General features: G+C 54.0%; 14 protein-coding genes. All 14 read right to left on the bottom strand.

Features of this window, described 5'->3' with window-relative positions; translation table 11 throughout:
- Window positions 1–204 precede the first annotated feature (204 nt).
- The 14 genes from hisJ to lgt all read right to left on the bottom strand — a co-directional run bounded on the left by hisJ (window position 205) and on the right by lgt (window position 14,221).
- Window positions 205–1,011 carry a histidinol-phosphatase HisJ gene (gene hisJ / locus ACFPOF_RS00595; RefSeq protein ID WP_378129028.1) on the bottom strand — a complete coding sequence of 269 codons (807 nt, stop codon included), beginning with the start codon at window positions 1,009–1,011 and terminating at the stop codon, window positions 205–207.
- 210 nt (window positions 1,012–1,221) lie between these two features.
- Entirely contained in the window at window positions 1,222–1,920 is a 699-nt protein-coding gene (gene hisIE, locus ACFPOF_RS00590; RefSeq protein WP_378128578.1) for a bifunctional phosphoribosyl-AMP cyclohydrolase/phosphoribosyl-ATP diphosphatase HisIE, read from the bottom strand.
- The gene (gene hisF / locus ACFPOF_RS00585) at window positions 1,917–2,675 is read right to left on the bottom strand and encodes an imidazole glycerol phosphate synthase subunit HisF (protein WP_378128576.1); all 759 of its coding nucleotides are present in this window, start codon (window positions 2,673–2,675) and stop codon (window positions 1,917–1,919) included. Before hisF ends, hisIE begins: the two co-directional genes overlap by 4 nt.
- Before the next feature lie 33 nt (window positions 2,676–2,708).
- Window positions 2,709–3,476 (bottom strand): phosphoribosylformimino-5-aminoimidazole carboxamide ribotide isomerase, encoded by a 768-nt coding sequence (hisA, locus tag ACFPOF_RS00580; RefSeq protein ID WP_378128574.1) that lies wholly within the window; start codon window positions 3,474–3,476, stop codon window positions 2,709–2,711.
- 86 nt (window positions 3,477–3,562) lie between these two features.
- Window positions 3,563–4,174, bottom strand: coding sequence for an imidazole glycerol phosphate synthase subunit HisH (hisH, locus tag ACFPOF_RS00575; RefSeq protein WP_378128572.1), 612 nt, complete (start codon window positions 4,172–4,174; stop codon window positions 3,563–3,565).
- Window positions 4,175–4,780 (bottom strand): imidazoleglycerol-phosphate dehydratase HisB, encoded by a 606-nt coding sequence (gene hisB, locus ACFPOF_RS00570; RefSeq protein WP_378128570.1) that lies wholly within the window; start codon window positions 4,778–4,780, stop codon window positions 4,175–4,177.
- A complete protein-coding gene (gene hisD / locus ACFPOF_RS00565) occupies window positions 4,777–6,066 on the bottom strand; it encodes a histidinol dehydrogenase (protein WP_378128568.1) in 1,290 nt (429 codons plus the stop codon). Before hisD ends, hisB begins: the two co-directional genes overlap by 4 nt.
- A gap of 54 nt (window positions 6,067–6,120) precedes the next feature.
- Window positions 6,121–6,759, bottom strand: coding sequence for an ATP phosphoribosyltransferase (hisG, locus tag ACFPOF_RS00560; protein ID WP_378128566.1), 639 nt, complete (start codon window positions 6,757–6,759; stop codon window positions 6,121–6,123).
- Window positions 6,749–7,978: an ATP phosphoribosyltransferase regulatory subunit gene (locus tag ACFPOF_RS00555; protein ID WP_378128564.1), complete on the bottom strand. Its 1,230-nt coding sequence runs from the start codon at window positions 7,976–7,978 to the stop codon at window positions 6,749–6,751. Before ACFPOF_RS00555 ends, hisG begins: the two co-directional genes overlap by 11 nt.
- Window positions 7,979–8,183: 205 nt before the next feature.
- Window positions 8,184–10,073, bottom strand: a complete 1,890-nt coding sequence (locus ACFPOF_RS00550) for an FAD-dependent oxidoreductase (RefSeq protein WP_378128562.1) — start codon at window positions 10,071–10,073, stop codon at window positions 8,184–8,186.
- A 34-nt stretch (window positions 10,074–10,107) separates the two neighbouring features.
- Window positions 10,108–11,997, bottom strand: coding sequence for an LTA synthase family protein (locus ACFPOF_RS00545; RefSeq protein WP_378128560.1), 1,890 nt, complete (start codon window positions 11,995–11,997; stop codon window positions 10,108–10,110).
- 97 nt (window positions 11,998–12,094) lie between these two features.
- Window positions 12,095–12,568, bottom strand: a complete 474-nt coding sequence (locus ACFPOF_RS00540) for an acyltransferase (protein WP_378128558.1) — start codon at window positions 12,566–12,568, stop codon at window positions 12,095–12,097.
- Window positions 12,565–13,236, bottom strand: coding sequence for a pyrophosphatase PpaX (gene ppaX / locus ACFPOF_RS00535; RefSeq protein ID WP_378128556.1), 672 nt, complete (start codon window positions 13,234–13,236; stop codon window positions 12,565–12,567). The genes ACFPOF_RS00540 and ppaX overlap by 4 nt, the downstream gene beginning before the upstream one ends.
- Window positions 13,196–14,221 (bottom strand): prolipoprotein diacylglyceryl transferase, encoded by a 1,026-nt coding sequence (lgt, locus tag ACFPOF_RS00530; RefSeq protein ID WP_378128554.1) that lies wholly within the window; start codon window positions 14,219–14,221, stop codon window positions 13,196–13,198. Before lgt ends, ppaX begins: the two co-directional genes overlap by 41 nt.
- Window positions 14,222–14,293 lie beyond the last annotated feature (72 nt).

The following is a 14,293-nucleotide window of genomic DNA, read 5'->3' as shown; positions in this document are numbered from 1 at the left end:
TAGGGCGTGTCTGCATACTCCGATGGGCGCAGATGTTGCCGAATTTTCGTTCCATGCAAGGCGCGATTGTGCAGGCGTACCGGAAGTACGTCAAACAATCGCAACGCAGCAGGGGGCGAAAAGGCGGTGAAAGATGCCCCTGAGTGGGTTTGCAGACACGTCCTAACATAGTCAACCTACATTATACATGTTTACGGGCGAAATTCAAAAAGGTTTCATCGTCCGTTTACGTTCTTCAAACGTCGCTAAGTGCGTAAAACCGACGTTTTTCAGCAACGTTCGCGCGTCTGCCCCTTTTTGTCCCACTTTGTCGGGATGATGGGCGTCAGAACCGAACGTAACAGGGATACCCAACTCCTGGGCCCGCTTCAGAATACGAGGCGCCGGGTACATCTCCTTGCAAGGCGCATAGAACCCTGCAGCGTTCAACTCGAAGGCGACATCGTGCTTCTTGATCGCCTGCAGCGCGGCTTCTTCCAGGTCGGATACGTCCTCTTCTGGAAGCGTCGGAGCGAATCGTTTGATTGCGTCCATATGGCCGATAAACTCGTAAAAGCCGGTCGCCGCCGCCTTCGCGATCGCGTCGTAATATTGCACGTACGCCTCCGTGACGTTGCGGCCTTCCCATTTGTTCGCCTGACGGAAATCCGTTACGTCCCAGCGACCGAGGAAATGAACGGAGCCGATAACATAATCCCAAGGATAATCGCGGACAATACGCTCGATTTTATCCTCGTAGCCCTCGACGTAGTCTCCTTCGAGTCCGACACGAACCGCAATTCGATCTTTGTACTTTTCTTTCAAAGAGAAGCACTCTTCGACATAACGGGGAAGTTCGTCCATCGGCATCGCAATGTCCGGATGCTCCTCCTGCGTCAAGTTAACGAGAGGCATATGGTCGGAGAGCCCGATCTGCTCCAAACCCTTGTCGATCGCGCTAAGAACGTATTCTTCCAACGTGCCGACAGCATGCCCGCAGCGGTAGTTGTGTGTATGGTAATCGATTGGCATGCCCGGCCCTTGCGTAACGCGGTTAACCTCCGTCATCTGAATCCCTCGCTTTAGTGACTGTTACGACATAACTGTTCGTTTATCCCTTGTCTTTTGCCGGATTACTGCGTCAGCTTCAACCTTGCGTAGCTCTGCTACGCGGCGGTTTCGCTTCCTTGTACTCCGACAAAATCCTACGGGATATCCTTCTCGTTATTTCGCAACAGTCCCTTAATCTTTCTTAACCGGCTTCCGATGCCGGAATTCAAGCTCCTGCAACACATCGTCGAACGGAATGCCTTGCTCCCGTAACAGTACCATCAAGTGGAAAATAAGATCGGCGGACTCGCAGCGGAGTTCGACCGTATCCCGCTTCATGGCGGCGATGATGACCTCGGCGGATTCCTCGCCGATCTTCTTGACGATTTTCTCGACGCCCTTCTCGAACAGATAAGTCGTATACGCGCCTTCCGGACGCTCCGCGTCGCGCTGCGCAATCGTCGCTTCCAGACGGCTCAGCGGCGAGAAGCGATCTTCAGGCTGCGCTTGCTGCGGATCGCCGACTTGCGACGATAAAGCATCGCCCGAGACGGAGCCTTCGCGATAGAAGCAGCTATAAGCGCCCGTGTGGCACGCCGGACCGTTCTGGCGCACTTTCACGAGAAGCGTATCGCCATCGCAGTCATAATGCAGCGAGACAATCTGCTGCGTGTGACCGCTCGTCGCGCCCTTATTCCACAGCTCGTTCCGGCTGCGGCTCCAGAACCACGTCTGACCGCTTTCTAGCGATAGACGCAAAGATTCTTCGTTCATATACGCAAGCATCAGCACTTCTTTGCTTACAGCGTCCTGCACGACAGCGGGCACGAGTCCGTCCGCGTTCCACGCAATTTGTCCGGCTAACGGGACGTTCGATTCGGATGGATTCATCTCACATTCACTCCTTGATCGCGCAGGGCCGACTTGACCTCTTGCACGGATAGTTCCTTATAATGAAAAATACTTGCCGCAAGCGCTGCATCGGCCAATCCATGCTCGAATGCATCGGCAAAATGCTGCGCCGTACCCGCTCCGCCGGATGCGATAACCGGAATGCCGACGGTACCCGATACAGCGCTCGTAAGCCGAATGTCAAAGCCGTCCTTCGTGCCGTCCGCGTCCATGCTCGTCAGCAAAATTTCTCCGGCGCCGAGCTGCTCGGCTTTCTTCGCCCATTCGACCGCGCGAATGCCCGCCGGATTGCGTCCGCCGTGCGTGTACACTTCCCATTCGCCCCATTCGGCATTGTACTTCGCGTCGATCGCAACGACGATACACTGCGCGCCGAACGTCCTCGAGCCCTCAGTAATCAACGCCGGATTGCGAATTGCCGCTGTATTGATGCCGATTTTGTCCGCGCCCGCCCGCAAGAGCCGTTTCATGTCCTCAACAGCAGAGATGCCGCCGCCTACGGTAAAAGGAATCGTAATCTCTCCAGCAGTTCGTCGGACGACTTCAACCATCGTTGCCCGTCCTTCGACCGATGCCGAGATGTCGAGGAATACGAGTTCGTCCGCCCCTTCGCGGTCGTACAATGCCGCCAGTTCCACAGGGTCGCCGGCATCGCGCAAGTTCACGAAGTTAACGCCTTTTACGACTCGGCCGTCTTTGACGTCAAGGCACGGAATGATTCTTTTGGCCAACATGATGCGTTCCTCCTTTCGAATTTGATAAACACTCTATCTGGATCGCGACGTATCGCAGTAATCTACGACTTCCCTATAGGGCAACGCCCCGCCGAAAATATCAAGTGCGCTACCAATCGTAATGTCCAGATGGCCCCCGGTCAGCTCGCGGAACCGCTCCAAGTCCGCGATCGAACGCGCACCGCCCGCATACGTAGCCGGAATGCGCGACCACTCGGCAAGCTGGGAGGCAAGTTTCTCCTGAACGCCCTCGCGTTTCCCTTCGACGTCAACCGCATGAATGAGAAACTCGTCGCAATAGTTCTCGAGTTCCCGGATTGTCGCCTCATTTACTTCGAGGTCGCTGAACGTCGTCCACTGATTCGTGACGACGTACCATTTGCCATCCCTCTCTTTACAGCTCAGATCGAGCACAAGCTTGTCGCGCCCGACTTCCGAGACGATACGGCGCAAGTTGTCCATGTGCAATTGCCCATCCCGGAAAACATACGACGTTACAATAACGTGTGAAGCGCCTTCGCGCAAGTAGTCGGCCGCATTGTCCGCCGTTATGCCGCCGCCGATCTGCAAGCCGCCGGGATACGCCCGAAGAGCGGACAGCGCCGCCTCGCGGTTGCCGCCGCCGAGCATAATGATATGTCCGCCGGTCAACCCGTCCTCCTTGTACAACGAAGCATAATAATCGGCGCCTCGCTCGGAAACGAAGTTTTCCACTACTTTCGATGCATCCGCCTGCAGCGTCTCCCCGACGATCTGCTTCACTTTGCCTTGGTGAATATCGATGCAAGGTCTGAACTGCAATCCACTCAGTCCTTCTTTGAGAGGAAGTTCAAAAAGTCCGCTGCTGAAAACCTAACTTTTTGAACGCTCAATTTATTTTTAAAAGCTTAAGAACTATGCACTGTCAGATCGGCAAATTTACGAAGCAAAGTCATGCCGAGCTCGCCGCTTTTCTCCGGATGGAATTGCATGCCGTACAGCGAACCTCTGCCAACGATCGCCGTCACCGGTTGATGGTAATCCGTCACCGCAAGTAAATCCGACTCATTTGCTGGCAACGCATGGTAGGAATGAACGAAGTAAACGTGCCCCGGCTTAACACCGTTAAACAACGGAATCGACTGCTTAAACGTCAGCTCGTTCCAGCCCATATGCGGAACTTTGTAGTCCCCTTGGAACCGGACGACACGTCCCGGCAGCAAATCCAGCCCTTGATGCAGGCCGTGTTCCTCGCTTTCCGTGAACAACAACTGCATACCCAGGCAGATGCCGAGCAGCGGCTTGCCGGTCGCGGCAAAAGCTTTGACGACATCGCTAAGTCCCGTCTCCCTCAAGTTCGCCATCGCATCGCCGAAAGCGCCGACGCCGGGAAGAATCGCTCCTCCCGCTGACATGATCAGCGCCGGATCGGAAGTGACAACAGCCTCTCGCCCAAGTCGCTCTATCGCTTTGCTGACGCTGTGCAGGTTCCCCATGCCGTAGTCGATAATTGCGATCACTTACAGCACCCCTTTTGTGGAAGGCACGCCTTTCACACGCGGATCGATCGTTGTCGCTTCGTCCAAAGCGCGACCGAGCGCTTTGAACACCGCTTCGATCATATGGTGCGTATTGCGTCCATAGTGGACGATGACGTGCAACGTAATGCGCGCTTCGAGCGCCAATTTCCACAGAAACTCATGAACGAGTTCAACCGTGAAGCTGCCGACCGTCGCCGACGGAAAATCCCCGCGAATCTCGAAGTGCGGACGGTTGCTAATATCGACAACGACTTGCGCAAGCGCTTCGTCCATCGGTACGAACACGCTGGCGTAACGTTTAATGCCCGCCTTGTCGCCGAGCGCTTCCCGAAGTACTTGCCCGAGGCAAATGCCAATATCTTCGACCGTATGGTGATCGTCGATATCTACGTCTCCGCGCGCCTCGACTTTCAGATCAAACTGCCCGTGCTTCGCGAACAAGTCGAGCATATGGTTCAGAAAAGGAACATCAGTCTCGAGGCTCACTTCACCGGAGCCGTCTACGCCTAGCGCGAGCTGAATGTCGGTCTCGTTCGTCTTGCGGGATACGGCCGAGCTGCGGCCTGCTTTTGTCTGTTCGGTCATGGGTTCTCCCAACCTTCCAATCTGATTTCCACTGCTCGGGCGTGGCCTTCCAGCCCTTCGTGGCGGGCGAGCGTCGCGATACCCGCGGCGTCTCTATACAATGCGTTCTTGCTGTATCGGATCAAGCTGGATTTCTTCAAAAAATCGTCCACATTCAGTGGCGATGAGAAACGGGCGGTGCCATTCGTCGGCAAAATATGGTTCGGCCCCGCGAAGTAATCTCCGACCGGCTCGGAGCTATACGGGCCTAAGAAAATCGCGCCCGCCGTCTCAATGCGGCCCAGCAGCTCCATCGGATCTTCCGTCATCACTTCGAGATGTTCCGGCGCCAGCTTGTTTATAACGTCCAGCCCTTCGTCCAGGCTGTCCACAACGAGAATCGCGCCATGCTGCGCAAGCGACTCGCGCGCGATCGCCTCGCGCGGCAGCGTCGCTACCTGCCGCTCCAATTCCGCCGCGACCGCGTCGGCAAGCTGCTGCGACGGCGTCACAAGCACCGCCGACGCCATCTCGTCGTGCTCCGCTTGCGACAGCATATCCGCGGCGATATACCGCGGATCGGCGCTCTCGTCCGCTAGCACGGCGATTTCACTCGGCCCCGCGATGCTGTCGATGTCGACCGCGCCGTACACGGCGCGTTTCGCCAGCGCGACATAAATGTTGCCGGGCCCGCAAATTTTATCGACGGCTGGAATACTCGCCGTCCCATAAGCAAGCGCCGCTACCGCCTGCGCACCGCCGACTCTGTACATCTCCGTCACGCCCGCTTCCGCGGCCGCCACTAGGATGTACGGATCAATGCCTTCCTTACCGCCCGTTGAAGGCGGCGTCACCATGACGATCTCCGGCACGCCGGCAACTTTCGCCGGAAGCACGTTCATCAGCACGGAAGAAGGATAAGCAGCTTTCCCTCCGGGAACATACAAGCCTACCCGTTTCAGTGGCCGCACAACCATGCCGAGCATCGTACCGTCAGGCTGCACATCGACCCATGTGTTCCGCTTCTGCTTCTCGTGAAACGCGCGTATATTCGCCGCGGCACGGCGCAGCGCGTCCAGAAAATCCGGTTCCACTTGTGCGTATGCACCCTGGATTTCCTCTTGCGTCACGCGCAGGCGATCCGGCGTCAGCGCTACTTTATCGAAATCGGCCGTGAACTTAAGCAGCGCCTCGTCCCCTTCCGCCCGGACGCCCGCCACGATTCGCTCAACCGCTGCGTTCTGCTCCGGAGAACCGTACTCGTTCTCCCGCTCCAGCTTGAAGTTGCTCGCTTTTCCTCTGTACATGCGCTTCCCTCCCGCCTTATTTTCATGTCCTTAACTTTTAGTATCCTTAAACCTCTAAACTCCGCTTGAGATGATCGCGTTTAATCTATCGCACAGCGATTGAATCGAGACATTCTTCATCCGATAGCTCACGCGGTTGGCAATCAATCGGCTCGTTACCTGGAACAGCGTCTCACGCTCCACAAGCCCGTTTTCCTGCAACGTCTTTCCCGTTTCCACCATGTCCACGATCCGGTCCGCAAGACCGATCAGCGGCGCCAGCTCGATCGAGCCGTTCAGCTTGATCACTTCGACCTGCTGCCCTTGCTCACGGAAGTATTGCGAAGCAACACGCGGATATTTGGTCGCCACCCGCGGGTGGATGACCGGTTTCCAATCCGGCAAGCCGATAACCGACATGCGGCATTTGGCAATGCCAAGATCGAGCAGTTCGTAAACGTCTTTGTTCTCCTCCATCAGCACGTCCTTGCCAACGATGCCGATATCGGCGACACCGTATTCGACGTAGGTTGGAACGTCCACCGGCTTCGCCATAATGAACTCCATGTTCGCCTCAGGAACCGGAATGATCAGCTTGCGCGAATCGTCGAAGTCCTCGGGAATAGGCAGTCCCGCTTGGCGGAACAGCTTGCTTGCCTGTTTATAAATGCGCCCTTTAGGCATGGCGACTTTTAATACGCCGTTATCCGTCATGACGATCTTTCCTCCCCCCGACAGTCTCCAAACCATAAGCGCGGCCGTTATATACAAATTCGCCGTTGGCCACGCTGTCTTCGAACGCGCCCGCTCTCAGCTCCCGCTTCTCTTCTGCTGTCACCAGTTTCGTAACAACAACGCCGCCTTGCGACCTCAGCTCAGCCGCTCTTTGCATCGCGGCATTTCGTTCGCCGCTCTCATACACAATAAGTACGCGTTTCTCTTCTTCCGCCGCTTCGCCGACCACATCCAGAATGCGCGTTGTTTTCAGCGCGAACCCTGTCGCAGCCGCAGGACGGCCGAATTGCGCGAGCAAGTTGTCATAACGGCCCCCGCTGACAACCGGGAAACCCAACTGCGAAGCGTAGCCTTCGAATGTCATTCCCGTATAATACGAAAAGTCTCCGATCATCGTCAGATCGATCAGCACATGTTCCTGCAAGCCGTAAGCTTCAAGCGCATCCCACACTTCGCACAGATGCCGGATCGCGGTCCGCGCATCTTCGTTCGCGCTAAGCTCCAGCGCTTGCGCACATACGTCTTTGCCGCCCCGCAGCCGCAAAATATGCTCCAGCTCGCGCTTCCAGGCTTCGTCAATCGCCAGTTCCCGGATCGCATCGCGGTAGCCGACATGGTCCCGCTGCAACAGGCATGCCTTCAGTGCCTCCTGCGCTTCCGCCAACTCTGGCAACGTTTCCCGGAACAACCCGTTCAAGAAACCGACGTGACCCATCGCAATCTTGAACGAAGGCACGCCTGCCGCCTGCAACGAAGCAATCGCTAATGCGATCACTTCCGCATCCGCTTCCGGGGAAGCGTCGCCGACAAGCTCGAGACCCGTCTGGTAAAATTCCGCCTCGCGCCCGCCTTCCTCTTCGAATGCCCTGAACACATTGCCGTGATAGCTAAGCCGAATCGGGAAAGGCTCATCTTTCAACAGCGAACCGACCACGCGCGCGATCGGCGCCGTCATATCGGAACGAAGTACAATCGTTGTCCCCCGTTGATTCAGCAGCTTAAATAATTTCTGATCCGAAGTGGCGCTCGCCACCCCGACCGTGTCGTAATATTCGATCGTCGGCGTCATGATCTGTTCGTAGCCCCAGCGGCGCATGCACGCAAGAACGTCCCTTTCGATGCGGCGCAGCTTGGAAACCGCATGCGGCAAATAATCTTTAACGCCGGTCGGCTTCTCGAACACTTTCGGTTTCGTCATCGTCGTAACCTCGTTTCTACAAGTCGTTCTATGTAAGTAATGCCGTTAACTATTGTCTTTAACGCTTTAAAGTGCTACCAAGTTACCATGCTGCCAAAATAAAGGTTTAACGGTATACTATCATGCCGCCTTTGCCTCGTCAATTACAAAGAATCCCGGCACCTCCGAAGAAGTACCGGGAATCCCGTCGCTGCTACATGACAGGTTAAGTGTATTCGACGTTCGCGATTGCTTTAAGCGTCCCCCGCACGATCATGAATGCTTCACCGTTCGTAAGCTTCGCTTGGTTTTTAATACCCTTAATGAAGTCATTTGTGATGATTTCGCGGTCAATTATCACTTGAAGAGCCGTTTCCGGCGTTGCTTCCAGGCCCGCGCTTAGGGCAATGATATATGCGGCTTGTTTAAGCGATAAAGGCTTTTCCTTCGGTAACTCTTTGAGCGCCATTGAAAACTTGTTCGGAAATGCTTCCGGAAACATTCTGTGGAACGCCTGCACTGTATTGTACAACCTTAACGGATTAGAAGGTCCGTCCAGATCCCACTTATCGTTCCCATAACCCCCGACCGCAGCTCCTAGACTCGTTACCGCCAATAGCCCCGAAAAGTACTTATGCTTCGCGTAGCTTGGCTTCGGGAACTTGACCATTCTAAGATCCATGCCTTGCTTTGTCAGCCGCTTACGCAGCTCCGCAATACCGGATTGCGACTTGGATAATTCACGGAAACTCATTTTGTAGTCTTTCGCCAGTTTAACCGCCGCACCGGCAGCCTGCCCTGTTGCCATCCCAAGCGGGATCACCCGCGCGCTACCGTGCGGAAGCGTATTGAAGCTCGCTGCCCTTCCGACGACGAGCAATCCATCGATTCGCTGAGGCACAAGCGAGCGAAACGGTACGCCGTACTGCTCAGGAATCATGACAATTGCTCCGGAATACGCATGAGTAAAGCTTTGGATATCGACTTCATAAGAACCGTAAGCGATCGCGTCCCAGAAATCGCGGTTGTTCATCAAATCAGCCATCGTGAGCCGGTATTCGCCCAGCATATGGCGAGATTCCCTAACGTATAGCTCCGGCGCCGTTCCCGCGTATTGCAGCGTCGCGAATTCCTTGTATTTCTTCTTCAAGTAATCGACGATCCGCGGCGCTTCTTTCTGTCCAATCTTGATCCCTTCTTGCAAAGAAGCCGGATCGAGGGGATTGATGTCATAAATCTGCATCGTATTGATCAGCATCGTCCCGTCTTCCTGCCGCCCGATATTTAAGCTGCGAATTTTGACCCGGGTCGGATCGGACGACACGTATTCTTTCGCATCTCCGTAGCCCCAGATCGACATCCCGTCCGAACCGCCGCCACCGGGACTTCTGTGCTGCTTCAGCTTCTGCCAAGCTTTGTCGTCCACGCCTTTTAATTTGAACACGAGCGTTACGGCCATTCTCGATACCGGATCTCCGATATCTTCCCGTCCCATCGTGAACGGAACGCCGGCCGCCGCCATCACATCGCCGTCCTGGGTTGCGTCGATGACTGCCCCGGCTCGGACAGTCTGAGCTGTACCGTTTGCGGAGACGATTTGCATACCGACAACTTTGTTCGCTTCCATCATCGGCTGCATCGATCGTACATTCATCAATACGTCGATGTTTTTCTCATTGCGAACCATCTGAGCGAAAGCGTTGGCCGCCCGCCGAACGTCAAACGATGTGCCCCCGATCAGGTTGTACCACTCTTGGAACAAACCACCGTTCAAATAACGTGCCGGAAATTCCCTGCTGATCTTCGGCGATTTGTTCAGATCAATCGAATTGAGCCAACCGAGCGTCATCAGCCCGCCCAACACGTTACGAGGCCTGTTCTCGACAAGCAGTACTTTCAGGCCGTTGCGAGCTGCCGAGATGGCAGCCATAACGCCTTCCGGGTCAGTTCCCGCCACGATAACATCATAGCTCGGTTTAACCACGGTGGCGCTGACGACCGTCTGTGTCTGGAACGTCTTCGCCGCATCGGCGGTCGCCTGGGGAATAAATAAGAGCAACGAACATACGAGCATCGCGTTAATCCATGCTGTAACCGTGCGAGACCTAGCCTGCAAGAAAGACACCTCTCAATCAGTGCAAATGAATCGACTACTCCGTAGCTCTCGGCAACGAGCGAACATATTGATCCGACAATTTCTCCAGCCCGAGTACATAATCGTAATCTTTGCGGTATTTGCTGAAATCCGCTACCGGCAACAACGTCTTCAGATCGGTCGCTTTGCCGTCCTCGAAACCTTTGCCGGGCAGGAACAAAATGTCGTTGTTGATAAAAGAGCCCGTCGGCATATAATAACGCATTCCGATCGTATTTTGTTCCACATTAAACAAATCATGTCCAAAAACGGTGTACCCTTCGTCTTTCAATGATACGCCAAGCAGGTTGGCTATCGTCGGCATAATGTCGACTTGTCCGCCGACAACTTCGCGAACACTTCCTTTTTGCCCCGGTACATGGACGAAAAACGGAACGTTAAATCGGCTTACCCGTTCGTCATATTTGATTCCAAGCTCATCGCTAACCCAGCTCGGGTCGTTGTCTTTCGGCTGCAGTCCGAAGTGGTCTCCGTAGAGCACCAGAATCGTATTGTCCCACATTCCGTTGTCTTTTAAGCCTTGAATCAATTGGCCGATCGCGTAATCGGTGTAATTAAGCGCCGTCAAATAATCGCCGAGCTGCGTGCCTTCGATCGACTTCGGCAGATTAAGCTTGCGCAGATCTTTCGGAATTTTGAACGGATGGTGGCTGGAAGCTGTTACGAATTGTGCATAGAACGGCTGATTCTCGTCTTTGAGCGCCTTCAGCTTCTCGATGCCAACCCGATAAAGCTCGACGTCCGAAGCGCCGAATCCGTTGAAGTGATCATCCGTGAAACTCGGTTTATCGTAATATTTGGTAAACCCGAGTGCCGGGTACATTTGATTTCTGTTCCAGAACGTAACGTCGTTGACATGAAACGTGTTGGAGACATAGCCGTACTTGCCCAGCAGCCTTGGCGAGCTCGGAATGATGCGATCTCCATACCCAGAAGACATCGCCTCAACCCCTGTCGGGTAGATGGACGTATTGGACATGAACTCCGCATCCGCCGTATTGCCTTGTCCGATCTGCTGGAAGAAGTGCGGGAAGTAGAACTCGCTGGTCGCGAGCTCGTTCAACACCGGAGTAACCTCTTGACCGTTCACCTTCAGGTGGACCGCAAAGTTCTGGAAAGCTTCCATTTGAACGACGATGACGTTTTTCCCTTTCGCGACACCGAACATCGCCGCCGGAGATGTTTTGTCAGCATCTTTCGGTCCAGCGACGCCTTCTTGTTCTTGCTGCAGCTGCTCGACGTTAGAGACGATCGTTTCTTTATCGATTGCTCCCGCGCCTTCGCTAACCTTAATCGCTGCGGTGATCTGGTAGTTCAAGAAACCGAGATTCTCGGACAGGACAAGCTCATTGGCAATATGTTTGTCCGTCTTGATATAGAATCCGCATAACACGACGCTTACGGCCAATACGATGGCAACTTGCCAGCGTTTGGCGATCTGCGCAGCGCATGGAAAGCTCCCGTTCTTATATCTCTTATATAAGAAAAATAAGAGAATAATTGGCAAGTCGATAAATAACAAATAGTTCGTTCCTTCGATTGAGGCGCGAACGCTGTCTCCCACTTGGCCGACTTGACCGGCACCGTTTAACGCCGTATAGATCGGCACGGTGCTGTAATAATTGAAATAGACCGTCGAAGCGAAAAGCATAATCGAGATGACGAAGTTCACGATTCCGAACACGAGTGCTTTCCATCTCGCGGACGTCACGATTTCGCATAAACAAGTAACGGCCAACACGGCGACAACGTCCGAACGCAAACCTTCTAATTTAACATTTTCGTAGATGAAACTACGAAAAAGCACCATCTTCAGCAATAACAGCACGAACGTCGAAATAAACAGTAAACCCCTCTGTCCTTTCAGGACGGAAGTCGATTGCATCGGTTCTGCTCCTTTGGTATAGCCCTCAAGCTAATTTTGTTAACGTCAAATAAACTGTAGATTATCTAAACATTAACGCAATTAACTATACTCCATTTCACAGATCCTTTAAAGGATTTCCTCCGACCCTCGCGCCCGGAGCGACATCCTTATGCACGACGGAGCCCGCGGCCACAACGGCGCCGTCGCCGATTGTGACCCCGGGCAGAATGGTGACGTTCGCGCCGATCATGACGTTTGATCCGATTCGGATATCCCCCAACCGATATTCCTTGATCAAGTACTCATGCGTAAGCATCGTCGTATTGTATCCAATAATTGAGTTATCTCCCACAGTTATTCGCTCGGGGAAAAACACGTCAACCATGACCATAAGAGCAAACGCTGTATGTTTTCCAACTTTCATGCCGAGAACGCGTCGGTAAATCCAATTTTTTACCGGTAAGCTGGGGCAATACCTGGAGATTTGAATGAAGATGAAGTTACGCACCGCTTTGAACCTCGACACCGTACGGTACATCTGCCAAAGCGCATTCGGCCCTTCTACCGGGTACCGCTCCACGTTCCTCAAGCTTCGATGACCTCGATTCCGCACAAGATGAGCAGGTCTTCCATTCCGTAGAGCATGTGCTCCGCTCCGGCTTCGAATAAGTTGTCCGCGCCTTTCAGCGACCAGGCCACGCCGACCGGTACCGCGCCTGCCGCAGTGGCGGACTTCATGTCCACAGAGCTGTCTCCGACCATCAGCGTTTGACCGGGAGCGGCGCCGAGCGCTTCGATCGCCTTGGCGACAGGCTCGGGATGCGGCTTTGCATGAGTCACGTCATCCAGTGTTACGATCGTGTCCATGTACTTCAGCAAACCTAACAGTTCAAGCGCCCGCAGAGTTGTTGAACGCATCTTCGTCGTTACAATGCCAAGCTTCAGTCCCGCCCCGTGCAAACGAGAGACGACATCCGCTACGCCGGGGAACAGAGAGACCATCTCGTCGTGTTTAAGATGGTTGTACTCCCGGTACGCTTGCGTAAGCGTCGCCACGTCCTGTCTGCCGGAGAACTGCTGCAGTTGTAATGTCAGCGGCTGCCCCATGCTCGGAATAATATGTTCGCGACCGAATGTCACAGGTACGACACCCTTTAAAGCATAGAAAAACGACTGGATAATCAGTTCATTCGTATCGATAATCGTGCCGTCAAGATCAAACAGGACGGTCGTGATGTTCCTCTTGTTTGTCGTCATTGCTTGTTGTCCCCGTTTCATCTTGCGGAATAGCGGAAGGCACTGTCGATGTCGCCGATACGGTCGCGCTAGATTTGGTGTTTACGATGGGATCTTTGTATCTCGCTTTCGCGTAGCCCAACCGGCGGCGAACGATGATTGCCGCAACGCAGAAGACGACGAGCAGGAGCGCCAGAAGCTGAGACACCCGGATGTTGCCTTCGGCAGGGTTCATATATCCTTGCTCGAACACGGCGGTCATCGGGCTCCACAGCGCGTCAAGGAAGGATTGCAGCCATGACGGGCCTTTGAACAACAAGCTGTCCGTACGCAGAGCTTCGATAAAGAATCGGCCGATCGAATACCAGATGAAATACGAGAACAGCAATTCGCCCACGCGAAGGAAATCGCGGCGACGAATAATAAATAAAATGACGAGACCGACCAGGCTCCATAACGATTCGTACAGAAACGTCGGATGATGGTAGACCCCTCTAACATTCATTTGGTCTACGATAAACGAAGGAATATGCAGCTTATCGCTAAGAAACGATTTTTCAACCTCTCCGCCGTAAGCTTCCTGGTTAACAAAGTTGCCCCAACGCCCGATCATTTGTCCGATCAGTAAGGAAGGCGCGCAAATATCGGCCACTCTCAGGAAGCTGTAGCCTTTGCGACGTATGTAGATGAAACCGCAGATGAAAGCGCCGATCAATGCTCCGTAGATCGCAATGCCGCCGTTCCATACTTCGAACAGCTCATTCAGATGGTTTTTGTAGTACCCCCATTTGAAAGCGACGTAGTACAACCTAGCGGCGATAATCGCCGAAGGTACTCCGAAGAGCAGGAGATCGAGGAAGAAATCCGCGTTGATACCGAAACGTTTGCCTTCCTGAATAGCAAGAAACAATCCAGCCAAAGCGCCAAGTCCTAAGATGATGCCGTACCAGTGCACCGTTAACGGCCCTATCGAGATCGCGACAGGATCCAAAAGCATCGTAAACATGGTCGTCCTCCAATGGATAATGATCTATTCATGCGAGTTCAAATAGTTCGATGTTCAGCACCGAGAAGGTTG

This window comes from Cohnella soli, from assembly GCF_042655525.1.
Lineage (GTDB): Bacteria > Bacillota > Bacilli > Paenibacillales > Paenibacillaceae > Cohnella > Cohnella soli.
The sequence above is the reverse complement of the archived record's forward strand: the minus strand, read 5'-3'. Positions and strand labels throughout refer to the sequence as shown.

What these genes read in the sequence shown, in the direction of transcription:
- hisJ (WP_378129028.1), bottom strand. Translation starts at nt 1,011, where the DNA reads ATGCCAATCGATTACCATACACACAACTACCGCTGCGGGCATGCTGTC.
- hisIE (WP_378128578.1), bottom strand. Translation starts at nt 1,920, where the DNA reads ATGAATCCATCCGAATCGAACGTCCCGTTAGCCGGACAAATTGCGTGG.
- hisF (WP_378128576.1), bottom strand. Translation starts at nt 2,675, where the DNA reads ATGTTGGCCAAAAGAATCATTCCGTGCCTTGACGTCAAAGACGGCCGA.
- hisB (WP_378128570.1), bottom strand. Translation starts at nt 4,780, where the DNA reads ATGACCGAACAGACAAAAGCAGGCCGCAGCTCGGCCGTATCCCGCAAG.
- hisD (WP_378128568.1), bottom strand. Translation starts at nt 6,066, where the DNA reads ATGTACAGAGGAAAAGCGAGCAACTTCAAGCTGGAGCGGGAGAACGAG.
- hisG (WP_378128566.1), bottom strand. Translation starts at nt 6,759, where the DNA reads ATGACGGATAACGGCGTATTAAAAGTCGCCATGCCTAAAGGGCGCATT.
- ACFPOF_RS00555 (WP_378128564.1), bottom strand. Translation starts at nt 7,978, where the DNA reads ATGACGAAACCGAAAGTGTTCGAGAAGCCGACCGGCGTTAAAGATTAT.
- ACFPOF_RS00545 (WP_378128560.1), bottom strand. Translation starts at nt 11,997, where the DNA reads ATGCAATCGACTTCCGTCCTGAAAGGACAGAGGGGTTTACTGTTTATT.
- ppaX (WP_378128556.1), bottom strand. Translation starts at nt 13,236, where the DNA reads ATGACGACAAACAAGAGGAACATCACGACCGTCCTGTTTGATCTTGAC.
- lgt (WP_378128554.1), bottom strand. Translation starts at nt 14,221, where the DNA reads ATGTTTACGATGCTTTTGGATCCTGTCGCGATCTCGATAGGGCCGTTA.